Source organism: Pelagimonas sp. (assembly GCF_050633425.1).
GTDB lineage: Bacteria > Pseudomonadota > Alphaproteobacteria > Rhodobacterales > Rhodobacteraceae > Pelagimonas.
Genome location: NZ_JBOEGM010000016.1, coordinates 326,468 through 351,477, shown reverse-complemented (window position 1 = coordinate 351,477; position 25,010 = coordinate 326,468). Strand labels below are relative to the sequence as shown.

Genomic DNA, 25,010 nt, shown 5'->3' with positions numbered 1-25,010 from the left:
AAACCCACCTATTCCTGGCCAGGAGACCCAATCATGACACTCTTTCGGACAGCCCTCATGGGAGGCGCGTTTTTCGCCTGCGGCGTCTGCGCAGAAACCGAAATTGAGAACACGGTTTCAATTGAACTGAATGCAACGCAGCCAAGCGATAGCGGATGTACGCTTAGCTTTTTGGCAACGAATGGTCACCAAAATGATGTTAGAAAAGCCGTCTATGAGGCTGTTTTATTTGATGAAAACCATCAAGTTGACCGGCTGATGTTGTTTGATTTTGGCGAGCTGCCCACCAAGCGCCCGCGCGTCAGACAATTTATGGTCCCCGATCTGGCTTGTGCCAACCTGTCGCTCATTTTGATCAACGGTGCCAATCAATGTGACGGGCAAGGATTGCCTGACCGGGCCTGTATTGATGGTCTTCATGTCGGCTCGCGGGTTAACACCGAGGTACAGGGATAATGGATGTTGTTCAACGAGCGCTTGTTGACCTCTACGATCTTGGTGGACCAGTAGTTTTGGTGATGTTGGCAGTGTCGGTTTTGACAATGGCGGTGATGCTCTACAAACTCTGGCAGTTTTCCGCGGCTGGGGTTGGGCGCCATCAGGCACTATCGCGCGCTGTGTTAGCATGGGATCGGGGAGCGCCTGAAGAGGCCCAAAAGGCGCTTTGCGCGTCGCGCAGTTACCTTGCTCCGGTGATTGGGATGGCTTTTGCCCAAGATGTGGACAGACCCCGATTGGAAACCGAGGCAGAGAGCCGGTTTGCGAAACTCGAAAGCGGGATGCGGTTTTTGGACAGTGTCGCCCAGCTCTCCCCCTTGCTAGGCTTGTTTGGTACCGTTTTGGGAATGATCTCCGCTTTTCAGGCCTTACAAGATGCAGGCTCCCAAGTGGACCCGTCGATATTAGCGGGCGGGATATGGGTGGCGCTTTTGACCACGGCTGTTGGACTGGTCATCGCGATGCCAACATCTGTGGTTCTGAGCTGGTTAGAAGCACGCCTTGATCGTGACCGGGTTCTTGCAGGACACGCGATTGCCACCATCATGAGCCCAAATGCAAACACAATGCAGGCGCAAAACACAGAAAGCCCCCCTTTCCAAGCGGCAACAGCCCATGCGTAAACGCCTCCCAAGAAGACGGTTGTCGATGACATCCTTGATCGATGTTATCTTCTTGTTGCTGTTGTTTTTCATGCTGACCTCAACCTTCACACGGTTTTCCGAGGTTGACCTGACTTCGGCCACTGGCGGAGCTGGGGTGTCCGGTGTGGCACCGTTGTTTTTGCGGCTAGGCGAAGACAGTATTGGCGTGAATGGCCAGAGTGTTGACCTGAGCGACCTGCCCCAGGTCCTCTCTGACCAAAAGGCTGGGAACGACAATTTGCCGGTGATCATCGCGCTAAAAAGCGCGGTCACGGCACAAAGATTGACTGACGTATTGGTGGTCTTGCGTGGGGTTCCGGGCCTTCAAACCACTGTTTTGGGGGCGTCATGATCCGCCGTCGCAAGAAATCGCAGCGTGAACCGACGATTGCGCTTATCAATATCGTTTTTCTTATGCTGGTGTTCTTTTTGGTGGCGGGCACCGTTGCCAAACCGTTGGACAAGACCCTGACACTGGTGAAAACCTCCTCTTTGGCGGGCGCACCACCTGTTGACGCGCTTGTCATTCACGCAGATGGCGCGATCAGCGTGTTTGGAACCCCTGTCCAAACCGCGTCAGGCGCGCTCAAACATTTGAAGTATCAATCCGGTCCGTTGCGTGTGGTGCCGGATCGCGATTTGGCCGCCAAAACACTGGTCCGCTTAGCAAGCGACCTTCGCGCGGCAGGTGCTGAGCGGGTCGTGATTGTGACGGAAAGAGCCTTGCAATGATCGTAACATCCCGAGTGTTCAAACTGTCTGCATTTGTATGCGCAGCGGCGGCCCATGGCGCGATTGCTTTGGTCGCAATCCCCGCGCCCCCAGTTGACGTCGAAGGAGCCTCCGGCCAGGCGGAGGCCGCAATCGGTTCAAGCTTTGCCGATATGGCTGCCGGACATCTAACGGTCTTGGACATCACCGAACAAGCCGTCCCCGTCGCAGCCCTCGAAACGGTCGCACCAGAGGCTGCGCCCCCTAGCCCCCCGGTTCCAAAGGCCCCTGTCGTCAAAGCCGTAGACCCTTCTGAGCTCTCCGAAAATTCGGTGCGCCCGCCTGTTATGGCGCAAAGATCCGAGCTTTCCACAGCCAAGCCCCTACAGCCTTTGCAGAGATCGGCGGCGCTTGGAGTTGAGGGTGTCACACCAACAACGGCGCTTCCAATCGCTCATGGGGATGCTGCCCCCCCGCTACCTGAATCTGCGCTGCGCATCACATCGGATTATGGGGCCGTTGCGTCTCAAACCCCCGAAATGCTAACAGCGGAGCGCGCTGAGCAAACCGCAACCCTATCGCCAGACCAGCCTGTTACGCTGTTTTCCCAAGACCGAGAAACAGCCGCTGTTTCGCGTTCGTTGCGTCCTCGGATGCGCAGCCAAGAGTTCGAAACAGCCCACAAGCCCGCGCCTCGCGCCAAGTCTAAACCTAAGCCCAAGCCCAGAGCCAAACCCAGAACAGAACCTAAACCAAGAACGCAGGCCGCGGTCAAACCCAAGCCCAAACCGGCGGCGCGCGGCAATGGCCAGGTCACGGCCCGCTCAGGGCAAGCCAATGGTACCGCACGTGCGACGGCCCGCTCCGGTGGCAGCGGTGGCAAATCGAAGAAAACCGGCAATGCCGCAGTGAGCAACTATCCGGGGCTGGTTATGCGAAAATTGTCTCGTGTGTCGCGGCCAAGGATCAAAGCGCGCGGCAGTGCGACGGTGTCCTTTCGTATTTCCGCAACTGGCGGGATCGCAGGCGCATCAATCTCGCGAAGCTCCGGTTCTGCGGCGCTGGACAAAGCGGCCTTGCAGCTGGTGCGCCGCGCAGCGCCCTTTCCAAAACCGCCAGCAGGTGCAAAACGGTCCTTTTCCATTGCGATCAAAGGGCGTTAACGCAGAACTGTGGTGAAAACGGCAGCCGTCCGAAGGCTTAGCGAGAGCAATCCGAACTGAAAACGCGGTCTCAGGCGTGTAAGGTCTCAGGCGTGTAAGCCTGTTGTACCATCCCCGTGCACGATTTCAGCTTAAGAGTGACGTCTCGTGCAGGTCAACGAATTGGCGTGTTTATATCACGCCGAACACAAAAAACCGCCCCACACACATGCGGTGAGGGGCGGTTTTTGTTCAAGGCGGCGCTGTTTGTCACGGGGCGGCCATACAATAAAACCCTTGAGACAGTAGGTTTTGTAGAGGTGCCATGATTTGTCAAAGGAGCAATGTTTCCCTGCTCCCCTGACGAAATCAGTGCTGAAACTCTTAGAACTTGGCGTTCAACACAACGCTGAAATTGCGACCTGCCCCGTCGTATTGATTGATGGGTTGATAGCTTTCATCCAAGAGATTGCCTGCAACGAAATTCAGCGAAAACTGATCGTTGATATCCGCTGAGGCGCGAAAATTGACGGTTTTATAAGCGTCTGCTTGGTTTACAATGTTCCCAGAAGCGTCGCGCAAAGTTGCTTTGCTTTCGCCCATCACAAACAGATCCCACTCACCGGACACACTTCCAAGTGACCAGTCGCGTCGCAGACCGAGTGTTGCGGCAAATTCCGGTGTTCCGCTATCTTTGGTGCTGTAACCGTTTGAATAGGTGAACTCTCTTTGCAGATACTCCGCCTTGGCATAGGGCCGCAATTCCCACAGGGTTGATTGATACTCGGCGCTGATTTCGATGCCCCAGGTCTTGGCGGAATTCACGTTCTCGTAGGTAAATTCCGATGGATTGCCCGTTGGCATCGTCGTGATGTAGTTCTCGGAGTCCGAATAAAACAACGTCCCATCAAAACTAAATGCATTGCGATCCAATCGGGCACCGATTTCATAGGTGGTAGATGTCTCAGCCTCAAGGTTTGGATTTCCAATCGTCAAACCACCTGACCCGGCTGAGGTTTGCAAATACAGCTGCGACAATGTCGGGTATTTATACCCTTGGCTCAGATTGGCGCGAAACGTCACATCTTCGCTTGGTTTGTATACCAAGCCCAACGCCCCCAGAAGGCGATCATCGCTGTTTGATGAACCGCCTTGATCGACCCCGTTGACGCGATAGGTGTCGCGGTCGCTGTCGACCTTGTAATAGCGCGCGCCCAGTGTCCCGGTCAGCTTGTCAGACAGCGCCATTTCGTGCTGTGCATAGATTGAAAACGTCCGGATCGAAGCGTCCGAATACCGCAGGGTTGACGAGGGCGGGCCAAATGGCGTCGTCACAATTGTCGCCTTATCCGCGATCTGGCTATCGTTTTCATAGCCAAACCCGACGATGGTCCGATGTCCGGGTGCAAAAGCCATCTCGGCCATGGCATTGAGCCCCCAGGTTTCTTGCAAATCCTCAGAGGTTGATGTGACATTCATCGACATGCCCGGCCCCATCGCGATGGTCATATCATTGCGAAACTCTCGGTCGATTTCTTGTTTATAGGCATCAATTTTGAGCCTGTTTAACCACGGGGTTACATCTTCGACTTCGTAAAATGCGCCATATTTACGCAAATCTCGTTTTGGCAGTTCGATGGTGAAATCGGGATCGCCGGTATAGACATTTGCTGCCAGATCGAAATCTTGCGCCCGCAGGCCAAAGTAATGATTTCCGGTCCGATACCCCAAAAACGCCGATAATTCGCGGTCATTGATGTCTGAATTATCCAAGGAGCCGTCGGGGGTTTGCACGTCGCCAAAATCTGAGCGCGAGGCGGTGAGACGATAGTCAAAATTGCCCGTTGTGCCACCGGCAGATAGTGATGTGCGATGACCATTTGTGGCCGAAAAATATGCGGAGCTAAAATCAAGTTCGATAGGCTTGTCCGCACCGCGTTTGGTGATGATATTGACAACACCGCCGATAGAACTGTTGCCTGAAACCACCGATGACGAACCGCGCACAATTTCGATGCGTTCGATATTGGCCGGCGACACCAAAATCGGTGTGCCATATCCCGTATGATCAGTGAGCGCCTGACCGTCGATCATGATCGACACACGCTGAGAGCTTTCGCCCCGAATGGTGATGCGTTCGATGCCACTTTGGGTCACCCGCACACCGGGCACCTGTTCCAAAATCCGAGCCACCGAACTTGGCGGAACGCGGCGGATGTCTGTGTCATCAATCGCGCTGACTGAGGCAGGGTTGTCACGAATTTCCGAAGGCAGGCCTGTTCCAACAACTACGATGGTTCCAAGATGCATTGGTTCCGGGGTTTGGGCGAAAACAGGGGTGGACACACAGGCAGCAAAGGCCAGGGCAGATATAGAGAGTTTCAACACGCAGCGTGAGGTCATAAGCTTTCCTTAGAGGGCAGGTTCAACAATAGTTACCTGGCAGAAAGCTGGGTTGGCGGGGTTCGTTTTACGAACCATTCACCGTCGGGTTAGTCAAAGCTTTAGGCGGTTTCAACGGCAATTTTCGCAATTCCGATAAAATTAGTCAGATACCTGAATGGGCGTTGTAATTCCACCTCACCAGAGTTGAAATATTGGTGTTACCTTGGCTAAAACATCTGCTTAGCTGGCTCTTTATGGCCGACAAAAGAATGTTCAGAAACCGCCTTAGCATGATTTATGAATGTCAAACCGAGGATGTTTTCAGCCGCGAAATCCTTAAAGGTCCAATAGATCCTTGGCCAATTCATGCATGGGCCATCAAGCAACGGATCGCCTTTTTAGAAGCGACCTTTACCCGGACTTTAAAACCACCTGAGAGCGATAGAACCTCAAATCACATCCCGAAACTGGTTGAATATTTACCTTACTTAAAAGCTCAGACTTGAATTATCCGACTGTTTAAGTCAGGTTGATGCTCAGAACTTAACTTTATGACTTTGGACCTCATCAATGACGCATGTCGATCACTCCCCTTCTTGGCTGGCTTGCCGTGGAAATCTGGACGAATTGCGGATGATGGTCGGAGAGATGGAGATGCCCGATTGTGGGCGGATTGAATGGACGATGGACCGAAAAAACCAGCAAACCGCAAGTGAGAGAGACCTGTCTGACCTGCCCGAACCGGCGTATAGACCGATCCATGATGCCTTGGAGTTGACCCAAGGCGGCCGCCGCGCCCAAATTCAGTTGGATGACAAAACCTATACGCTATGTATCACCAAATCAGGAAAATTGATCCTGACCAAATAGGACAAACGCCTGATAGGAAAACCCTATTACTTGCCGAAAACGGAGTGACTTACGCGACGGAGTGAATACAGGGGGATACCTTGAATATCCTTCTAAGCTTTGGCCACTTGCGGCAAAATAAATGGCGTTTTGGGATTGGGCGTGCGGTTGACTTTTAGCGTACAGCCATAGGCCTTTGACATGTGGGAGTTTGTCAAAACGTCCGCCACGGGGCCGACGGCTTGGACAGCCCCTTGGGACATCAAAATCATATGGTCTGAAAACATCGCTGTCAGGTTCAAATCGTGCATCACAGCGACAACACCACCACCTTGATCGGCAAAGTCGCGGGCCAGTTTCATCACCTGAAGCTGATGCGCAATGTCGAGAGCCGAAACCGGTTCATCGAGGAACAGCCATCTGGGGGTGTTGCCATCCAAGGGGGTCCAGACCTGGGCCAAGACACGGGCCAATTGGACACGCTGTTGTTCCCCACCCGAGAGTTCCTGATAGTTGCGCGATGCGTAGCCATCCAATCCGACCTTGGCCAAAGCCGCCAATGCCACAGCATCGCATTGCCCCGATACGCCCCGTTGCAGCCCGATATGCACGATTTCGATCACCGAGAAGGGAAAGGCCAATGCGCTTGCCTGAGGCAACACAGCGCGCAAACCGGCAAGCTCCCAAGGTTTTAACGACTTGATGTCCAGCCCGTTCAGCGTCACCCTGCCCGTATAGGCAAGATCGCCGGTCAGAGCCCGCAGCAATGTGGTTTTGCCCGATCCATTTGGGCCGACGATTGAGGTCACCGAACCTGGTATCGCGATCACATCTACGCAATCCAAAATTATCTTGCGCCCAAGTGACACGGAAACGCCCTGTGCTTTTATCATGTTAGAGGTCCACAACACCCTTTTGCCGCAGCAAAACCCACAAGAAGACGGGCGATCCAAGGATAGCTGTTACAATCCCAATTGGAAGCTCTGCGGGCGCGATGACCACACGGCTGATCATATCGGCCAGTACCAATAAGATCGCCCCAAGCAAGGCTGCATTTGGGAGCAAGGCACGATGGTCTGGGCCGGTAGCAAGACGTAGAAGATGCGGGACCACGATGCCGATAAACCCGATGCCCCCTGAAACGGCAACAGCGGCACCGGTGGCTGCTGCCACTGCTAGAATTGCAAGGTTTTTGAGCCGTTGCACATCGATTCCGATGTGATGCGCCGTTGCTTCGCCCAAAGCCAAGGCATTCAACCCCGAGCCAAGCAGACACGCCCCAACAATCGACCCAGCCATGATTGGGGCTGCGACCATTAATTTGGTCCAACTTGCACCGGCAAGCGATCCAAGGCTCCAGAAATTCACATCCCGCAGCTGGGCGTCATCGGCCAAATAAATCAAGCCTCCGCTGGCGGCACCAACCAAAGCCGCCAATGCGATCCCGGCAAGCAACATGGTGGCAACCGAGGTGCGCCCATGCCGTGTGCTGACCCGGTACAATAAGATTGTGGCCCCCCAGCCCCCAAGAAAGGCGGATATGGTCACAAGTTGGGAACCGACCACCGTCAAAATGCCAACCGGCAACATCGCCCCCAGCACGATTGCGAGTATCGCGCCAAGCCCGGCCCCTGCAGAAACGCCGACAATGCCCGGATCCGCCAGAGGGTTGCGAAACACCCCTTGCATCACCGCGCCAGATACCGCCAAAGCTGCGCCGACACAGAGGCCCATCGCAAGGCGTGGCAATCGGATATCGACCAAAACAACCTGCTCTATGCGACTAAGCGGCTGGCCTTGCGTTAGTTTTGCCAGCACCGTGACAATGGACACATCCGTCGCACCGGTTGCCAGACTGGCCAGCGAGACCAAGAATACGCCCCCAAGCAATCCCCAATGCAACACCCGGCTTTTGGTCAGCCGGTTGGGCATTGCATGGTTTGTCTGGGCAAGCGTCATTTAAAGATCGCCCAAAGCTTTGCTAAGGTCATTGACCGCTTCCGCCGTCCGTGGGCCAAAACCCAGCAATTTGAGACCATCCATCTTGACCAACGCCTGCGTGGTTGCGGCGGGTGTGACCATCAATGATGGCGACGAAAACAAGGCTGCGGCCGACATGTCATGTGCGCCACCACGGCTCATCATTAAGACGACATCGGGGGCAGCCGCGGCCGCGGCTTCGTCTGTCAAAGGCTTGAAACCGTGCAACCCCTGAACTGCATTCACGCCGCCCGACAGGCGGATGATGGCGTCGGCGGCTGTCTGTTCTCCGCCGACCAATAACTTGCCCTGCTGGGCGCTGAGCAGAAACATCACCCGCTTTGGGCGACTGGATTTGGCCTGTGCGGCGGCGACCGCGACGTCAAAACGTCGGCTTACATCCTGGGCGAGTTTTTCGGCACGCTCTGACACACCCAAAGCGGCCCCGACGATCCGAATTTTCTGAACAATTGCAGCGAGATCATACCCCAAAGGCACATCAACATATGAGACATTCGCCGCCCGCAAAACATCAAGTGTTTCCGGCGGGCCGGCCCCTTCTTCAGCGATAATCATGGTCGGGCCGACCGACAACACGCCTTCGGGCGACAGGGCCCGCATGTAGCCGACATCAGGAAGGTTTTGCGCCTCAGGTGGAAAGTTTGATGTGGTGTCGCGGGCCAAAAGGCGGTGCCCCTGCCCCAAGGCAAAGACGATTTCCGTCACGGTGCCACCGATGGCCAGCGTATCAGGGGCAACTTTCACTGTGTCGCTGGCTTGCTCAGCCCACACTGGTAAGGTGCCCGATGCGCTAATGCCTGCACAGATTAACGCCAGGCCTGAGGTTAAAAAATCGCGCCGGATCATGCGGATACCGCCTCGCGTTCGGGGAGTTGTGCTACGATCTCGTTCCATTGCGGGCGGCAATCCCGCCCTTCAAATCCGACACCGAAGGCTTGAAAAATCAACGCACCGCGACTGTCAAAGGCTTCGACAGAAACAGCTGGTCCGCGTTTCGTGGGTTTCTCAACGGCCCAGACTTCGGCGATGTGATCGGACCGCAGATGCATGTCAAAGCCCGGATCCAGAATATTCTGCCACGGTCCCATCTCAACAAGCCGTCCGATAGGCCCAGAGTGGATTTCGATACAGCCCTGATTGCCAACGAAAAACATAAATTCGATGCCGGTTTTTTGGACCTGTTCAAACATCTTGTTTACCGCACCAACAGCAAGGGGGCGCACAAATGGCCGCCCGGCGATGCGATAGGCGCCAAGACGGTTCATTTTCAGCTTGGAACATAGGCGCAAGAACTGATGGGTATCGGTTAACCTCTCCCATTCCTGGCGCAAAATGGTCAGGTTTTTGGAATTGGATTTCGCCGCTTCTACCGGCTTGCGCGGTTCAAGCTCCAGTTGACGATTGGTGTCGCGCAGGTCCAATCCGCCGACCAAACCAGCCCAAGCGTCATGGTTTGACTCAGGCCTCAAATGGATTTTATGAACCGCATCGCCCGCTGCATCAAACACCTGAATACTGCGTTTCACCCCCGCATCAGTGGGCTGTTCGCAGGCAAAAGCATGCACCCATTGCGCCGGGAAGAACCGTAAATCAATGGTGGGTGAAAAAATCATCGACGCATGATCACCCGGTCTATAGTCAACGTACGGCCCGACCTTTTCAATCACACAGCTATCATTGCGTGTCAGGGCCATGACGGCGCCAAGCGCTTCTACCTCTGGGATAAGTAAATTTGGATGCGCTTCGATTTTGGTGACCTCTTGGCCAACCTGCGCGGCCAACAACTCCGCTTCGTGGATGCCCAAATCATCCGCCAGATCACGTGGCCGGAGTTTCGAGGCGGCCTTTGCTTCCAAAATACGATCAGGAGTTAAATCTGTGCGGGTTGCCATACGATGTCCAATCTGAGGTCAAGGATATCGCTGGCGTCCCAGTCAACGCGGTCAACGCGGTCACGGGAGGGCTGGCATTTATTCCCGAGTGAAGTAGTCGACAATTGATCGGATGGCAAGGCACTTTTGAAACGCCGTGGTGAATTCACCACCACGGCATGAACGACCAGAGGCGCACCGGGTTTCAGCGCACAATCCCCGATATTACGGACAAAATTTCAGGAAACATTATGGTTGTGGCAGTATCAGACGTGGCAGTATCAGACATTGAAAAAAGGTGGATTGAATTTGATGATAGAAGGCCTTGGGAGCGACGAAGACCATAAGTTAGCTAACGCCCCGGCCCTTCGCACGGACACAGCACAAGGCATCACACAGCACTAGGCATCACAATGACGGGGCCGAAATTCGTTCGGAGTCAAGAGCGTGGGCGATACGGGCCGCGCTACGACGCAGGTCTTCCAACATACCCTGGTCAAGCAAATCCTCTAGCACGTTCTCATCCGTGAGCCACAAAACACTCAATGAACCATGCAGCCCGGTTTTTGTCACAATCGGAACGGCCATGGCACTGACTTCGGGACCGGGGTCAAAGGGCGGTGCCCAATAGTGTCTTTCCCTCAAAGCAAACCCGCTTTGACGCGTTTGGGCAATAGCATCATCGAGCCGTCCGGTTTCGATCCACATGCGTTCTGCACGCGTACCGTTTTGTCTAAGATGGCTGATATGTTTGTCAAAGTCCGTGGGAGATGAAAACGCTAAGGTGGTACGACCATGAGCGGAAAGCACCATGGATGGGCGAATGCCCAATGCCGTTTGTGTTGGAGCCATCGGACCGCGTATTCGGGTGCTTTCGACGATTTCAAGGCGCCCGACTTCTAGGACCGCGCACAGGTCAGATGGCCACCCGGCTTGACGTGATTTCATGTCAAGGAGGATCGGTTCCGCAAACTCTGCAAGGGGATGGGCTCGGGCTTGTTCGCCCAGAATATTTCCCAAGGAATGGCTAAGCTCGTAGCGCCCTTCAACTATGTTGCGCCGCACCCAGCCGCGATGGCGCAGCGTCGCAAGAACGCGAAACAATGTGGCATTGCTCAACCCCGTGGCTACGCGCAGTTCAGCCAGTGTGACTTGACCGTGTCGAGACAGGTGTTCAACGACATCAAGCCCACGCTCCAACGCGCGGATACGATCTTTGGGATTTTCAGTATTCTCGGTCATAGGGATCCAGGATGTGGGGCATGGTCGGTTCGCCTGGTGAACCGCCCGCTAGCCTATTGCGACGAATCAAGCAATAGTCGCGCTCTGAATGGGGCGAAAAATCAAACATCCCTTGCACCAAATGGCCGGAGCCGTCTGAATGAATATCCTCTTTATTATGTATGATCAGCTGCGCTTTGATTACCTGAGCTGTGCCGGGCATTCGGACCTTGAAACACCACATTTTGACCGTGTGGCGGCAAAGGGTGTGCGCTTTACCAACGCCTATGTGCAATCACCCATTTGTGGTGCATCCCGGATGAGCTTTTATACCGGTCGTTATGTGTCGTCGCATGGAGCGTCTTGGAACGGGTTTCCATTGCGCGTCGGTGAACAAACTATGGGCGACCATCTGCGCAAATTGGGGATGGATTGCTGGCTGATTGGCAAAACCCATATGCAGGCGGATGCCGAAGGTATGGCCCGCCTCGGGTTAAGCCCAGATAGCACAATTGGCGCACGCCAAGCTGAATGCGGATTTGATGCTTGGGTTCGGGATGACGGGCTTTGGGGGCATGGGCCAGACGGGTTTTACGATGAAAAACGCTCTCCTTATAATGAATATTTGAAAACCAAAGGCTATGAGGGCGACAACCCTTGGGCCGATTTTGCCAATGCTGGCATTGAAGAAAACGGCGATATGGCGTCGGGCTGGATGTTTGCCAACGCCGACAAACCCGCCAATATTCGCGAAGAAGATAGCGAAACCCCTTGGCTGACCTCTCGTACCATTGATTTTGTCGAAGAGATGAGCAAAGGCGAAGGCAGTTGGTGTGCTCATGTGAGCTTTATCAAACCGCATTGGCCCTATATCGTCCCGGCCCCCTATCATGACATGTTCGGATCACAGCACGTGCCCGCCGCCAATCGACATGAGGTTGAGCGGGACAATCCGCACCCGGTTTTGGGCGCATATCAGGACAACAAAATTGCGCAAGCATTTCAACGTGAGGATGTCCGCCAAAAAGTAATTCCGGCCTATATGGGATTGATCAAACAATGCGACGATCAGCTTGGGCGCTTGCTTGATTATCTCGAAGAAACCGGGCGTATGGATGATACAATGATTGTCCTGACGTCTGATCATGGTGATTATCTTGGCGATCATTGGCTGGGCGAAAAGGATTTGTTTCACGAGGCCGCAGTCAAGATTCCGATGATTGTCTTTGATCCCCGCCAAGAGGCCGATACCACGCGCGGAACAACCTGCGACGCCTTGGTGGAATCCATTGATTTGGTGCCAACATTTGTCGAAGCCGCAGGCGGCACCGTGCCAGATCATATCCTTGAAGGCCGCTCTCTTGCGCCATGGTTGCGCGGTGAAACCCCCGATTGGCGGCGTTGCGCCATCAGCGAATATGATTATTCGCCCACGCCTCAGGCCGTGAAACTGGGCCTCACGCCCAAAGAGTGCCGGCTCTTTATGGTGTATGATGGGCGGTACAAGATGATGCATGCCGAAGGCGGTTTTCGCCCCATTCTCTTTGATCTGAAAACCGATCCAGAAGAGTTCCATGATTTGGCAAAGGCGGATGCGCACCAAGCTGAAATAGATCGGCTCTATGACTTGTTCGCGCAATGGTTGCGGCGTTGTGCGCAACGGGTCACCAAATCCGATGATGAAATTCAATCGGGTCGAGGTGCCTCGCTTCGCAAGGGGATCTTGCCGTTTATGGTGGATGGCTCCGAAGTGCCTCAGGAATTTACCGAAAAATATCGTGGTCCGGCCCCGCAACGCGTTGACGGCGATTGATGGTTTGGGCGACTGACGCGGGCTCATCCCGATGTGGGTGCCCAAAAGATGGGAAATTGCGTAAAACGAGTGTTCCGCCCCTGCCGGAGGTTTGACTAAACCACGTCTCGCTACGACAAGATTGCATCGACGTTGGACTGCGGTGCCCTGCCCCTCAGCACGGCAATTTCCTATGTCGAGGCGCGTGTGATCTGTGTCGTGTAACGCATGTTCGGCAGGCGTGTTGTGTTGGGTTTGGGCAATGTGAGAATGCCCGTTCCATAATGCGTAAATGGTTCCGAACGGGTGCTCTTGGTCAGAACAGATCACTGCGTGCGAGTCATCTCTGGGACAAAGCGGTTTTAAAGTTACACAACCATTCCCGCCGATGTCCCGACATGAGATGACGCTGATCTCCTTTGGCACTTGCCCTTTTGTCCCGACCGTTCGAAAACCTGTTACGAACCGGTGCCACGGGGCAATGGAAATGGGCGTCAACCCCTTGGAAAGATGCGGTTCAGACCTATGTGCCAAGCAAGGAGCACAAGATGCAAAAGTTTTCCCTACTCGACCTGTCGCCGATCCCTGAGGGCCGATCTGCCAGCGATGCCTTGAGCAACTCGGTACAACTGGCCCAAACCGCCGAGGCCGCCGGTTATCACCGTTACTGGCTGGCCGAACACCACAACATGCCCGGCATCGCCAGCGCGGCCACCGCCGTGGTGATCGGTCATATTGCTGGCGCGACCAAGACAATCCGTGTTGGGGCCGGTGGTATTATGTTGCCCAATCACGCGCCTCTGATTGTGGCCGAGCAATTTGGCACATTGGCGACGCTCTTTCCCGATCGCATCGATCTGGGCCTCGGGCGGGCACCGGGAACCGACATGGCAACCGCGCGGGCCTTGCGCCGCCACATGGCCCCGGACGACAGCTTCCCGCAGGACGTTCAGGAACTAATGGCCTACTTAGGCGACACCGGCCAAAACGCCCCGGTCCGCGCCATCCCCGGTGCCGGAACCCATGTTCCGATTTGGATTTTGGGCAGCAGTTTGTATGGTGCCCAGCTTGCGGCGCACCTTGGCCTTCCTTATGCGTTTGCGTCCCACTTTGCGCCAGCGATGCTCCAGGACGCAATCTCGGTCTATCGCTCAAGCTTCCAACCATCTGACATCTTGGCCGAGCCCTATGTGATGATGGCGGCGGGTGTTTGTGTGGCTGCAACCGACGCAGAAGCAGAGTATCTGCGTTCCTCTCAGTATTTGGCATTTGCAAAGTTGCGCACCGGAAACCCCGGCAAACTCCCCTATCCTACGCATGACATCGCGGCGGACATACCGCGCCCTGTTCTCGCTCAGGTCAAGCAGGCCCTGTCATGCTCCGCAACTGGGGCACCTGATACCGTTCAGGCGCAACTTGCGCGTTTGATTGACCGCTATCAACCGGATGAGTTGATGGTCACAGGCATGATCCATGACCATCAAGCCCGGCTGCGATCGTTTGACATGGCGGGGGAGATTTTGAAAGGATTGGTCAAACGTCACCACCAACTGGCGTCTTGATCAATCCCCTCACAAACGTCTGTGTAAAAGTCGGCGTCGTGTCGTGATCAAACGCGCATATCAAGGCGAGGCCTCCGATGACCCAACTTGACCGCAACAAACGCAATGTGATTGCGTTTTATGAAATGATGTTCAACGACTGCAAGCCGCGTGAAGCCATTGCGACCTTTGTGGGAGACGTCTACATCCAGCACAACCCGCATGTCGCAAGTGGAAAAGACGGTTTTATTGCCTATTTTGAAAAAATGGCCGCCGAATATCCCGGCAAACAGGTCATTGTGAAACGCGCTTTTGCAGAATCTGACCACGTTATCTTGCACTGTCACCAAATCTGGCCAGAGGGTTTGGAATATGCTGGGATCGACATTTTTCGCCTGGATGAACAGGGCAAAATTGTCGAGCATTGGGACGTGTTGCAAGTTTTGCCAGACAGTAGCGCCAACGAAAACGGAATGTTTTAGCGATGCCAACACCCATGCGTCGCGGCCAAGTCATCCAGAGCGTTGGACGTTTCATCTTCTATCGTCAATTGTTCCAAATTCGGCCCTAGGTGGATGTTGGTTAGGTATCAACACTCTTTAAACCGAAACGGTTTGACGGACGGCGTGACGCAATCGGCAGGAAATGAAATTTCAACCGTCAGGCCAAAGCCACATCAACCAAAGCGGAATGGGCGCTACTGCCTTGACCCAAACTTGACGTCCCGACGTCCTTGGTTAAAACATTTGGGTTTCCGTTTTTATCAATGTTCTCAGAGGGGTCACCGTACCACGCCCCTGTTGGAAGTGCGACAACAGACGGGTGAATGTCACTGCTCAGCTTTGCTCGCGCGTGACAGGCACCACGTGAGTTGAACACCCTAACGATGTCACCTTGTTTTATGCCGCGCGCATCGGCGTCGGTGGGGTGCATAACAAGGGTTTCAGGCCGCGCGCCCGGCACATCCTGCAAGGCCGCCTCAAGCTGACTATGAAGCTTATCGCCGGGCTGCGGTGAAACCATATGAAGCGGAGCGTCAGCCGCGGCCTTGCCGAGCCACTCTGATGGCGGCAACCATTTGGGATGACCGCCACAATCGTCATAACCAAAGCTCTCAATGCGTTCCGAAAATATCTCGATCCTGCCGGAGGGCGTTTGAAGAGGATGCTTGATTGGATCATTTCGAAACCGAGCCATATACGTCGGTTTCTCATCGTCGTCCTTGATCGGCAACCGAACCCAGTTTTCTGACCTCAACGTATCAAAATTTGGGATAGATACCCCGGCATCCTCAGAACGTTTTTCGAAATCTTTATATAGGGTTCTCAACCACTCTTCACTCGATTTATTCTCGGAAAATGCGGCACCGGCACCAAGGCGATCCGCCAGACCCGAAAAGATATCATAATCATCCCGCGCCTGGCCTTGTGGGGGCACCAGTTGCGGCATGTTGAACAGATAATCATCCATGCTTGAACGGCCAATATCTTCACGCTCAAATGGGGTTGTCGCAGGAAAGACGATGTCCGCCCGCTGTGCCGTGGCAGTCCACCAAGGTTCATTGACAATGATGCACTCAGGCTGCTGCCAAGCTTTGTGCAAACGGTTCAAATCTTGATGATGATGGAACGGGTTGCCACCAACCCAATACACGAGCCGGACATCTGGGTAAGGCTGGTTTTTTCCATTGAAATCATAGGGCTTACCGGGGTTCAAAAGCATATCAGCGATCCGAGCGACCGGAATTTGTTGCGTGATCGGGTTTTGCCCTTGATCTAGGGTCATTCCACTCATTGCACGCATAGATTTTCCGATGCCGCCAATAGCGCCATAGCCGTACCCAACCCCGCCGCCCGGCAATCCGATTTGGCCTAGCATCGCCCCCAGAACCACAGACATCCAATAAGGTTGCTCGCCATGTTCTGCACGCTGCAACGACCAGGACAGAGTGATCAATGTCCGCGTCTTGCTCATGCGATGGGCCAGATCGCGGATAGTTTGCGGAGCAATCTCGCAAATCGGGGCGGCCCAATTTGGGTCCTTGGGATGCCCGTCACTTTCACCCATCAAATACGGGCGAAACCTCTCGAAACCGGTCGTGAAATTTTCCAGAAATGATCTGTTAGTCAACCCCTCATCCTCAAGCACAAAAGCCAGCGCCATCATCAGAGCGGTATCCGTACCTGGGCGGATGGAAATCCAATCGCAAGTATCAACACTATCAGTACGTTGTGGGCCAATATTAATGCATTTCATGCCTTGATCGGCAAAACGATCAAACCATGATGCAGTGTCATGTTCGGTCACGCCGCCCATGCTCACTTGAGAATTTTTTGGATTGATACCGCCGAACATAACCAAGGTTTCTGTATTCTTTGCAATGCCTTGCCAGCTTTCTTGACAGTCATAGGTGTACTGCAAAAACGGAATTCCAAGAACATGGGGCATAATCGCCTGAGCGCAACCGGTTGAGTAGCTCCCAAACGAAGAGACATATCCACCTATCTTATTGAGAAACCGATGAACCTGGCTTTGTGCATGATGGAACCTACCAGCCGAGCTCCAGCCATAGGACCCCCCGTAAATCGCTGAATTTCCATGTTTTTCACGAATGCGATCGATTTCGGATGCGGCAATATCTAGCGCTTCATCCCAAGGGAGTTCAACGTAATCACCATCGCCTCGCCCAGCCCGATCACGGTTTTCAAGCCAAGCCCGCCGGATGGATGGGCGCGATACGCGCAACTTGTGATGGACCGCCTCGGGAACAGCCTGAGGGATCGTTGGAGGGTTTGGGTCCGCTTGAAACGGGCGTGTGGCGATAATTCTACCGCCTTGTGTATCAACCTCAAACGCGCCCCAATGGCTCGAAGTGATCCGTGTTTTGATACCGTTTTCTTTCGTCACGTGCATGACTCCTGCGCCCCGGTGAATTGGCTCAGATTGCGAAGTTAGCTGCCAATTGACCAGCCCCAAAAACAACGCCCCCGCCGATTTCTCGACGGGGGCGTGTCCATTCATTTACTGGATTGCAACGACCTAGGCAGAGGCCGCCGCTTGGTCTTTTTCACGACGTTTCGTAAGCTCTTCGGCCACCAAAAACGCCAATTCCAGCGATTGCGAGGCGTTCAAACGCGGATCGCAGGCCGTATGGTAGCGATCTGACAAATCTTCTTCAGTCACAGCGCGGACACCACCGGTGCATTCGGTCACGTCCAGACCTGTCATTTCAAAATGCACACCACCGGGAACGGTGCCCTCGGCATTATGCACGCCAAAGAAATCTTGAACCTCGCGCAGCACCGATTCAAACGGGCGGGTTTTGAACCCTGTCGCCGATTTGATCGTGTTGCCATGCATCGGATCACAAACCCACGTGACCTTGGCCCCTTCTTCCTGCACCGCCTTAATCAAACGTGGCAAATGTTCACCAACATTTCCGGCCCCAAAACGCGCAATCAGGGTGAGCTTACCCTCTTCGTTTTCTGGGTTAAGCTTGGACATAAGAATCTTGAGATCTTCAGCCGTCGTTGTCGGACCACATTTAAGACCAACCGGGTTCAACACACCGCTGGCGAATTCTACATGCGCGCCGTCGGGTTGACGAGTGCGATCACCGATCCAAATCATGTGTCCAGAACCGGCCAACCATTTGCCAGATGTCGAATCCAAACGTGTCAGGGCTTCTTCATACTCTAACAGCAGCGATTCATGGCTGGTGTAAAAATCAACCGTTTGCAGCGAATGCAGGCGATCGGACGTGACACCAGCGGCCTTCATGAAATCGAGCGTGTCGCTGATCCGGCCGGCCATTTCGCGGTAGCGTGCGGATTTATCACCTTCGACAAAACCGAGTGTCCAGGCGTGAACCTGATGCACATCAGCATAGCCGCCCGTCGAAAACGCCCGAAGCAAGTTCAAGGTTGCCGCGGCCTGTGTATAGGCTTGCAGCATCTTTTTGGGATCGGGAATGCGCGATTCCGGCGTAAAGGCCAGCTCATTGATGATGTCACCGCGATAGCTTGGCAGCTCGACACCGTTGACGGTTTCGGTTGCCGCCGAGCGTGGTTTGGCGAACTGGCCCGCCATGCGGCCGACCTTGACCACCGGAACTTTGGCTCCGTATGTCAGGACCATTGCCATCTGCAGCATGACCTTAAACGTGTCGCGAATGGCATCGGCGCTGAATTGCTCAAAGCTTTCGGCACAATCACCACCTTGAAGCAAAAACGCCTCGCCGCGCGATGCGGCTCCAAGCTCGTCCTTGAGACGGCGTGCCTCCCCGGCAAAAACCAGCGGCGGATAGTTGGACAATTTCGCCTCAACATCGTGCAAAGCCTCGGTGTCGGTATAATCCGGCATCTGAACCCGCGGCTTGTTACGCCAGTTCGATTTCTGCCACTCGGTCATGAAAATTCTCCGCTTGATCGTGCTTCGCTGCCGAAAAGTCAGCGTTAACAGCGCCTCTTGTAACCAATCGTGTATGGCGTGACCAGTTGGTTTTATACGACACATCTTGACGGGATTGGCGCATTCTGCCCATCTGGTTTGAACCACCCATTCCAATGGGCCCCACCGCGCATTTAGAAGGAAGCCGCTGAATGCTCCCGTCGCCGCAACGACCTGTTCTGGATCTCAAATCCTCATCTGGCAAGACCAAGCGCTTTGTCTTTGTTTTGCTTGAAAATTTCACGATGTTGTCCTTTGCTGCAGCAGTGGATTGTCTTCGTTTGGCCAATCGCATGTCCGGCCAGGAATTGTACACTTGGTACGCGGTCGCCGAGGGTGGTGGACTTGTCCAGAGTTCCACGGGAATCGGCATACAGACTGATGGCGATCTGGAAGAGCTGCACCGCGATGACACTGTGGTCTTGTGCGGCGGTGCCAGCGTTCAGGATGCGACCACCAAAAAACTTCTCAACTGGTTGCGCCGTGAGACCCGCAAAGGCGTGGTTGCAGGCGGGCTTTGTACGGCGGCTTATTCATTGGCCAAGGCGGGTTTGTTGGACGGAAAAAAAGCGACCATCCATTGGGAGAACCAGGACAGTTTCAGCGAAGAATTCGAAGATGTTGAACTGACAAAGTCAGTATTTGCGATTGATGGCAACCGTATGACAACGGCTGGTGGCACGTCATCTATCGATCTGTTCTTGCAGATTATTGCGACGGATCACGGCGAAGATTTGGCTTCATCCGTTGCGGATCAACAGATTTACAGCTCAATTCGGACCGATCAGGACACCCAACGCCTGTCTGTGCCCACCCGCATCGGAGTGCGTCATCCAAAGCTGAGCCAAGTCATTCAAATGATGGAAGCCAACATCGAAGAGCCGATCAGCCCGTCGATATTGGCCAAGGATGTCAGTATGTCGACGCGGCAGTTGGAACGGCTTTTCCGCCGGTATCTCAACAGGTCACCCAAGAGATACTACATGGAGCTTCGTTTACAAAAGGCCCGTAACCTCTTGATGCAAACAGATATGAGCGTCATTAATGTGGCCTTGGCCTGCGGGTTTGCCTCTCCGTCGCATTTCTCAAAATGCTACAGGTCACATTACGAAACCACGCCATATCGTGAACGCGGCGCGCATGCCTCTCGGCTCTCGGTCTGAGCGATGATGAAGACGAAACGTCTTGTCCTGCGGCCAGCCTGCCAAGACGACTTGGGGCCGCTACATGAAATTTTCAGCGATCCCCGCGCTATGCGTTACTGGGATCGGCCTCCGCATAAGGATGTGGCCCAGACCCAGAGGTTTCTGGACCATTTCATCTCTGGTGATGTCGAGAACCGAAAAGAGTACATTCTGGAATATGACGGACGTTGCGTTGGCAAGGCAGGCATGTGGAAGATCTCAGAAATCGGTTATATTCTGCACCCCGATTTGTGGGGGCAAGGCTTGGTGACTGAGGCCCTCAACGCTATTATTCCGTTGATTTTCAAATCTTTTCCCGATGTTGATACGCTAACCGCCGAGTTGGATCCGCGAAATATAGGGTCTATCAGGGTCTTGGAAAAACTCGGATTCACGCAGGTCGGTTTCGCCGAAAAGAATTTTCTCTACGGTGAAACCGAATGGTGCGATACAGGCTATTACGCGCTAAAGCGACCTTAGAACAGACTGTTTAAACTGGAAAAATTGGAGTTGAAGCGAAAGTTGAGAGAGACAACATCCGACGCGCGCTGATGGTACAACACATAAGCGTAAATATAGGAAAACCCGTTCCAATAGGCGATCAGTTCCTGATGGAATCCGCCCTGTAGTTCCCCTTTACGCATGACGGCAACATTCTGAAAATCATCGGGAAAAAGCTGTTTGACTTGCGTATCCAACTGCTCAAGCTGCTGCGGGGTCATTTCGTCACCGCCGCCAAACCGAAGCATCAGTTTGGGAATGTCGCGTGTGACCATCAACTGATCCATTTCACGACGCATCGTTTCATAATCTTTAAAGACCGGTTCCTCTTGTGCCGCAACTGTTGTCGCCAACCAAATCAGCAGCCCGGCAACCAAATTCGCAAAACGCATTTCGACCTCCTTAAAATCGACACTGACAAACGATTGTTCGCCGCTCTTGGACGATAAACTGCCCGTCCGGTTCGTCGCAACCTGTTGTGGCCCGTTCACCTTTTTTAACGCCAGAGCCACGACTCGTTTTGCATGCGCAACCATCGCGATGCTGAACGCTCTTGAAGGCAGCGGATTTTATGGTTCCGCTAACATGTCAAAAGTCAGGTTGGATGCGCTCGTATCCAAGGTGTCTTTAAAACAAGCGTTTGCGGACTTTCGAACTGAGTATCGGGTTGAAAACTAGCGTTTATACGTTTGATAAATATGCATTTTCGCGTTCCGAAGGAGCGCATTTTTTAGTTGTCCCAACGGTCGAAATTAGCCCAAAAATTCCGGGCGCCAAGATAAGATACATATTGTCGACAAAGTCGCCAAAAGGCACTTTTCTTTTTTTCACCGCCCGCTTAGGCTCCCTTATGATCAAATGATCCAATAAGGGAGATAAATTATGAAAAAGCTGCTACTGGCCACTGCGGCCACAGCACTGACTGCGGGTGCCGTTTCGGCTGATGAAGTCAAAGTTGGTATCATTCTGGGTTTCACCGGCCCCATTGAATCGATCACACCGATGATGGGTGGCGCAGCCGAACTGGCGCTGAAGGAAGTCAACGACAGCGGCAAGTTCCTGAACGGTGATACCCTTGTTCCTGTCCGTGCTGATAGCACCTGCGTTGACGCCGCCGCGGCCACCGCCGCTGCCGAACGTCTGATCACATCTGATGGCGTTGTTGCGATCATGGGCGCGGATTGCTCGGGCGTGACCGGCGCGATCCTGTCCAACGTTGCGGTTCCAAACGGTGTTCCAATGGTGTCGCCTTCTGCCACATCACCTGCCCTGTCTTCTGCCGAAGACAATGGCTTGTTCTTCCGCACCGCGCCATCCGATGCCCGTCAGGGTGAGGTTCTGGCCGAAATCCTGAAGGAAAAAGGCGTCGGCGAAATCGCTGTGACCTATACCAACAACGACTATGGCAAAGGTTTGGCCGACTCGTTTGTTGCGGCCTTCGAAGGCAATGGCGGCAAAGTCACTCTGACGGCACCACACGAAGACGGCAAAGCCGACTATTCCGCTGAAATCGGCGCTTTGGCATCTGCCGGCGGCGATCTGTTGGCGGTCTTTGGCTACACCGATCAGGGCGGCAAAGGCATCATCCAGGCGTCAATCGACACCGGCGCATTCGACACCTATCTGATGGGTGACGGCATGTATGGCGACTCGCTTCTGGCGGACCTTGGCCCAGATATGGAAGGCACCTTCGGGACCGTTCCTTGGGCGCAGGGCGAAGGCACAGAGATCTTCACCAAGCTGGCGGCAGACAATGATCTGAACGCGGAATCCTCCTACACCCGTGAATCCTATGACGCAGCCGCGTTGATCGCTTTGGCGATGGCAGCTGGTGGCGAAGCCTCTTCGGCGGCTGTTGCGGCCAACTTGCTGAACGTTGCGAACGCTCCGGGTGAGCCGATCATGCCGGGTGAATTGGGCAAAGCGCTTGAGATTCTCGCGGGCGGTGGTGAAATCGACTATGTCGGCGCAACTGGCGTTGAGCTGATCGGCCCCGGTGAGGCCGCTGGTTCTTACCGTCACTATGAAGTGAAAGCGTCTAAGTTCGAAACAGTCGAGTACAAGTAAAACTTGACGTTCAATGGAACAGCCCGGTCACTCCGGGCTGTTCTTTTATTCTGGTGAGCGCATGCGCACTCCTATGGGGGGAAATCCTTGATCCGGGTTGAAAACCTTCACCGCCATTTTGGCGGTTTCAGAGCTGTAGATGGCGCATCGCTGACCATCGAAACCGGCTCTATCACCGGGTTAGTCGGGCCTAACGGGGCCGGTAAAACCACTCTTTTCAATGTCATCGCAGGTGCGCTTCCCCCCACATCGGGGCAAGTCTATATGGACGGTGAAGACATCACCGGTCTGCCACCGCATGAGCTTTTTCACAAAGGTCTGCTGCGCACGTTTCAGATTGCACATGAATTCAGTTCGATGTCGTGTCGCGAAAACCTGATGATGGTTCCGGGCGCGCAATCGGGCGAACAGCTTTGGAACACATGGTTTGGCCGCAAACGCATCGCCGACGAAGAGCGGGCGTTGCGGGCAAAGGCCGACGAAGTTCTTGATTTTCTGACCATTTCGCATCTGGCAGACCACCCTGCTGGTGCCATTTCAGGCGGTCAGAAAAAGCTGTTAGAGCTTGGCCGTACCATGATGGTCGACGCCAAGATCGTCTTTTTGGATGAGGTCGGGGCCGGTGTGAACCGCACGCTTTTGATGACCATCGCCGATGCGATCATCCGCCTGAACAAAGAGCGCAATTACACGTTTTGCGTCATTGAGCATGACATGGATTTCATCGGCAAACTCTGTGATCCGGTCATTGTCATGGCCGAGGGCAAAAAACTGGCCGAAGGCACGTTGGATCAGATCAAAGCCAATGAACAAGTCGTCGAAGCCTATCTGGGCACCGGTTTGAAAAACAAAGACAAGGAGGCTGTTGAATGAGCGATTCACCATATGATGACCACGGCAACAAAGATCTGTCTTTGGGCAATGCTGATGGCATGGGCGAGATCGACACCACCAAGCAAAGTGGCCCAACCTTTCAAAGCGGCGGTGAGCCATTTTTGATCGGTGCCAATATGACCGGTGGCTATGGCAAAAGCGGCCCCGACATTCTGCACGATTGCACCATCGCGGTTGAGAAAGGCGAAATCGCTGTCATCGTCGGCCCGAATGGCGCCGGGAAATCGACCGCGATGAAGGCGACCTTTGGCATGCTGAACCTGCGCAAGGGGCATGTGACGTTGGACGGTGTCGATATCACCAATCTGACGCCGCAAGACCGTGTTGCCAAGGGCATGGGGTTTGTGCCGCAAAACAACAACATCTTCACCTCTATGACCGTCGAGGAAAATCTGGAAATGGGGGCGTTTTTGCGCACCGACGATTTCCAACCTATTATCGAACAGGTTTACGAACTCTTCCCGATCTTGCGTGACAAACGCAACCAACCCGCCGGAGAGCTGTCGGGTGGGCAACGTCAACAGGTGGCTGTTGGGCGAGCACTCATGACTCAGCCCAAGGTTTTGCTCTTGGATGAACCCACCGCCGGTGTGTCGCCCATTGTGATGGATGAGTTGTTCGATCGGATCATCGAAATTGCCCGGTCAGGTATTTCAATTCTGATGGTCGAACAAAACGCCAAGCAAGCGCTTGATATTGCTGACAAAGGATATGTCTTGGTTCAGGGGGCGAATGCCCATACCGGAACCGGTAAATCGCTTATGGCTGACCCAGAAGTCCGCGCCAGTTTCTTGGGGGGCTGAGGAATGAAACATTTATTCGCTTTTGTCGGTCTGATTGCCCTGCCCTTCGCAGCGCAGGCCGAAGACATCGCCAATCACACCTTGATCTGTCAATTCACCACGGAATGTTACGAGACCGAAGAATGCACATTCACCGATTTCACTGTTGATGTGGCTTTGGGAAATGTTCCGGGGGACGCATCGCTTTTGCCCGACACTGGCCCAGCCGAAGGCAAGTCCGATCTTATCGGCGACATGCTCAGGGTCTCGGCCAAGGACGCCAATGGCGCGTATCTTTTGACGCGTAGTCCCGGTGGTTTGGCCAAGCTGAGCGTTCACTATAGTGGCTCACATCTGATGATCGCCTATGACGGGCAATGCCGGGTGGCGGAATGACTGACGTTTTGCATTTCCTCGCCCACAACGGCAATTTTCTGGCCGGTGTCGCAATTTGTGTGTCCGCAATTCGGGCAACCAG

25 protein-coding genes are annotated in these 25,010 nt (G+C 54.1%); 16 read left to right on the top strand and 9 right to left on the bottom strand.

Translation table 11 applies throughout. The features are described from left to right. Positions 1-33 precede the first annotated feature (33 nt). Genes ACRBB0_RS14840 through ACRBB0_RS14820 form a run of 5 tightly spaced genes read left to right on the top strand, consistent with a single transcriptional unit; the run spans position 34 to position 3,016 of the window. Positions 34-456 (top strand): hypothetical protein, encoded by a 423-nt coding sequence (locus ACRBB0_RS14840; protein WP_431375220.1) that lies wholly within the window; start codon positions 34-36, stop codon positions 454-456. Beyond that, the gene (locus tag ACRBB0_RS14835) at positions 456-1,121 is read left to right on the top strand and encodes a MotA/TolQ/ExbB proton channel family protein (protein WP_431375219.1); all 666 of its coding nucleotides are present in this window, start codon (positions 456-458) and stop codon (positions 1,119-1,121) included. The genes ACRBB0_RS14840 and ACRBB0_RS14835 overlap by 1 nt, the downstream gene beginning before the upstream one ends. Positions 1,122-1,146: 25 nt before the next feature. Then, complete coding sequence (locus tag ACRBB0_RS14830) at positions 1,147-1,494, top strand: ExbD/TolR family protein (protein WP_431375218.1); 348 nt, start codon at positions 1,147-1,149, stop codon at positions 1,492-1,494. Continuing rightward, positions 1,491-1,874, top strand: coding sequence for an ExbD/TolR family protein (locus tag ACRBB0_RS14825; protein ID WP_431375217.1), 384 nt, complete (start codon positions 1,491-1,493; stop codon positions 1,872-1,874). Before ACRBB0_RS14830 ends, ACRBB0_RS14825 begins: the two co-directional genes overlap by 4 nt. Next, positions 1,871-3,016 carry a cell envelope integrity protein TolA gene (locus ACRBB0_RS14820; protein WP_431375216.1) on the top strand — a complete coding sequence of 382 codons (1,146 nt, stop codon included), beginning with the start codon at positions 1,871-1,873 and terminating at the stop codon, positions 3,014-3,016. The genes ACRBB0_RS14825 and ACRBB0_RS14820 overlap by 4 nt, the downstream gene beginning before the upstream one ends. A gap of 363 nt (positions 3,017-3,379) precedes the next feature. Here ACRBB0_RS14820 and ACRBB0_RS14815 read toward each other — a convergent pair whose 3' ends face one another. After that, entirely contained in the window at positions 3,380-5,398 is a 2,019-nt protein-coding gene (locus ACRBB0_RS14815; protein WP_431375215.1) for a TonB-dependent receptor, read from the bottom strand. 236 nt (positions 5,399-5,634) lie between these two features. On the opposite strand from ACRBB0_RS14815, the gene ACRBB0_RS14810 reads away from it, so the two are divergent. Beyond that, a complete protein-coding gene (locus ACRBB0_RS14810) occupies positions 5,635-5,886 on the top strand; it encodes a hypothetical protein (protein WP_431375214.1) in 252 nt (83 codons plus the stop codon). Between the two features lie 64 nt (positions 5,887-5,950). Beyond that, a complete protein-coding gene (gene hemP / locus ACRBB0_RS14805) occupies positions 5,951-6,250 on the top strand; it encodes a hemin uptake protein HemP (protein ID WP_431375213.1) in 300 nt (99 codons plus the stop codon). 92 nt (positions 6,251-6,342) lie between these two features. On the opposite strand, the gene ACRBB0_RS14800 is transcribed toward hemP, so the two are convergent. The 5 genes from ACRBB0_RS14800 to ACRBB0_RS14780 all read right to left on the bottom strand — a co-directional run bounded on the left by ACRBB0_RS14800 (position 6,343) and on the right by ACRBB0_RS14780 (position 11,343). Then, a complete protein-coding gene (locus tag ACRBB0_RS14800) occupies positions 6,343-7,122 on the bottom strand; it encodes a heme ABC transporter ATP-binding protein (protein WP_431375212.1) in 780 nt (259 codons plus the stop codon). Between the two features lies 1 nt (position 7,123). Next, the gene (locus ACRBB0_RS14795; RefSeq protein ID WP_431375211.1) at positions 7,124-8,188 is read right to left on the bottom strand and encodes a FecCD family ABC transporter permease; all 1,065 of its coding nucleotides are present in this window, start codon (positions 8,186-8,188) and stop codon (positions 7,124-7,126) included. Continuing rightward, the gene (locus ACRBB0_RS14790) at positions 8,189-9,076 is read right to left on the bottom strand and encodes a heme/hemin ABC transporter substrate-binding protein (protein WP_431375210.1); all 888 of its coding nucleotides are present in this window, start codon (positions 9,074-9,076) and stop codon (positions 8,189-8,191) included. It lies immediately after the preceding gene. Next, entirely contained in the window at positions 9,073-10,122 is a 1,050-nt protein-coding gene (locus tag ACRBB0_RS14785; protein WP_431375209.1) for a hemin-degrading factor, read from the bottom strand. Before ACRBB0_RS14785 ends, ACRBB0_RS14790 begins: the two co-directional genes overlap by 4 nt. Positions 10,123-10,509: 387 nt before the next feature. Then, positions 10,510-11,343: a helix-turn-helix domain-containing protein gene (locus tag ACRBB0_RS14780; RefSeq protein ID WP_431375208.1), complete on the bottom strand. Its 834-nt coding sequence runs from the start codon at positions 11,341-11,343 to the stop codon at positions 10,510-10,512. Between the two features lie 139 nt (positions 11,344-11,482). Here ACRBB0_RS14780 and ACRBB0_RS14775 point away from each other — a divergent pair, with 139 nt between their 5' ends. From ACRBB0_RS14775 to ACRBB0_RS14765, 3 genes are all read left to right on the top strand, one after another. Continuing rightward, positions 11,483-13,135 carry a sulfatase-like hydrolase/transferase gene (locus tag ACRBB0_RS14775; protein ID WP_431375207.1) on the top strand — a complete coding sequence of 551 codons (1,653 nt, stop codon included), beginning with the start codon at positions 11,483-11,485 and terminating at the stop codon, positions 13,133-13,135. A gap of 527 nt (positions 13,136-13,662) precedes the next feature. Then, on the top strand, positions 13,663-14,676 hold the full coding sequence (locus tag ACRBB0_RS14770; RefSeq protein ID WP_431375206.1) for an LLM class flavin-dependent oxidoreductase: 1,014 nt from the start codon (positions 13,663-13,665) through the stop codon (positions 14,674-14,676). A gap of 77 nt (positions 14,677-14,753) precedes the next feature. Then, the gene (locus ACRBB0_RS14765; protein WP_431375205.1) at positions 14,754-15,137 is read left to right on the top strand and encodes a nuclear transport factor 2 family protein; all 384 of its coding nucleotides are present in this window, start codon (positions 14,754-14,756) and stop codon (positions 15,135-15,137) included. Positions 15,138-15,315: 178 nt separating this feature from the next. Here ACRBB0_RS14765 and ACRBB0_RS14760 read toward each other — a convergent pair whose 3' ends face one another. Together ACRBB0_RS14760 and ACRBB0_RS14755 are read right to left on the bottom strand one after the other, a co-directional pair. Further along, positions 15,316-17,562: a molybdopterin-dependent oxidoreductase gene (locus tag ACRBB0_RS14760; protein ID WP_431375204.1), complete on the bottom strand. Its 2,247-nt coding sequence runs from the start codon at positions 17,560-17,562 to the stop codon at positions 15,316-15,318. A gap of 132 nt (positions 17,563-17,694) precedes the next feature. Continuing rightward, positions 17,695-19,065, bottom strand: a complete 1,371-nt coding sequence (locus tag ACRBB0_RS14755; RefSeq protein WP_431375203.1) for a class II 3-deoxy-7-phosphoheptulonate synthase — start codon at positions 19,063-19,065, stop codon at positions 17,695-17,697. A gap of 191 nt (positions 19,066-19,256) precedes the next feature. Between ACRBB0_RS14755 and ACRBB0_RS14750 the strand changes: the two genes are divergently transcribed. Together ACRBB0_RS14750 and ACRBB0_RS14745 are read left to right on the top strand one after the other, a co-directional pair. Continuing rightward, positions 19,257-20,267: a GlxA family transcriptional regulator gene (locus tag ACRBB0_RS14750; RefSeq protein WP_431375202.1), complete on the top strand. Its 1,011-nt coding sequence runs from the start codon at positions 19,257-19,259 to the stop codon at positions 20,265-20,267. A 6-nt stretch (positions 20,268-20,273) separates the two neighbouring features. Beyond that, complete coding sequence (locus ACRBB0_RS14745) at positions 20,274-20,768, top strand: GNAT family N-acetyltransferase (protein ID WP_431375201.1); 495 nt, start codon at positions 20,274-20,276, stop codon at positions 20,766-20,768. Here ACRBB0_RS14745 and ACRBB0_RS14740 read toward each other — a convergent pair. Continuing rightward, positions 20,765-21,181 (bottom strand): hypothetical protein, encoded by a 417-nt coding sequence (locus tag ACRBB0_RS14740; protein WP_431375200.1) that lies wholly within the window; start codon positions 21,179-21,181, stop codon positions 20,765-20,767. The genes ACRBB0_RS14745 and ACRBB0_RS14740 overlap by 4 nt on opposite strands. A 490-nt stretch (positions 21,182-21,671) precedes the next feature. On the opposite strand from ACRBB0_RS14740, the gene ACRBB0_RS14735 reads away from it, so the two are divergent. The 4 genes from ACRBB0_RS14735 (at position 21,672) to ACRBB0_RS14720 (ending at position 24,928) form a co-directional block, all read left to right on the top strand. After that, complete coding sequence (locus ACRBB0_RS14735) at positions 21,672-22,856, top strand: ABC transporter substrate-binding protein (RefSeq protein WP_431375199.1); 1,185 nt, start codon at positions 21,672-21,674, stop codon at positions 22,854-22,856. A gap of 87 nt (positions 22,857-22,943) precedes the next feature. Beyond that, a complete protein-coding gene (locus tag ACRBB0_RS14730) occupies positions 22,944-23,729 on the top strand; it encodes an ABC transporter ATP-binding protein (RefSeq protein WP_431375198.1) in 786 nt (261 codons plus the stop codon). Then, complete coding sequence (locus tag ACRBB0_RS14725) at positions 23,726-24,553, top strand: ABC transporter ATP-binding protein (RefSeq protein WP_431375197.1); 828 nt, start codon at positions 23,726-23,728, stop codon at positions 24,551-24,553. Before ACRBB0_RS14730 ends, ACRBB0_RS14725 begins: the two co-directional genes overlap by 4 nt. Before the next feature lie 3 nt (positions 24,554-24,556). Beyond that, the gene (locus tag ACRBB0_RS14720) at positions 24,557-24,928 is read left to right on the top strand and encodes a hypothetical protein (RefSeq protein ID WP_431375196.1); all 372 of its coding nucleotides are present in this window, start codon (positions 24,557-24,559) and stop codon (positions 24,926-24,928) included. Positions 24,929-25,010 lie beyond the last annotated feature (82 nt).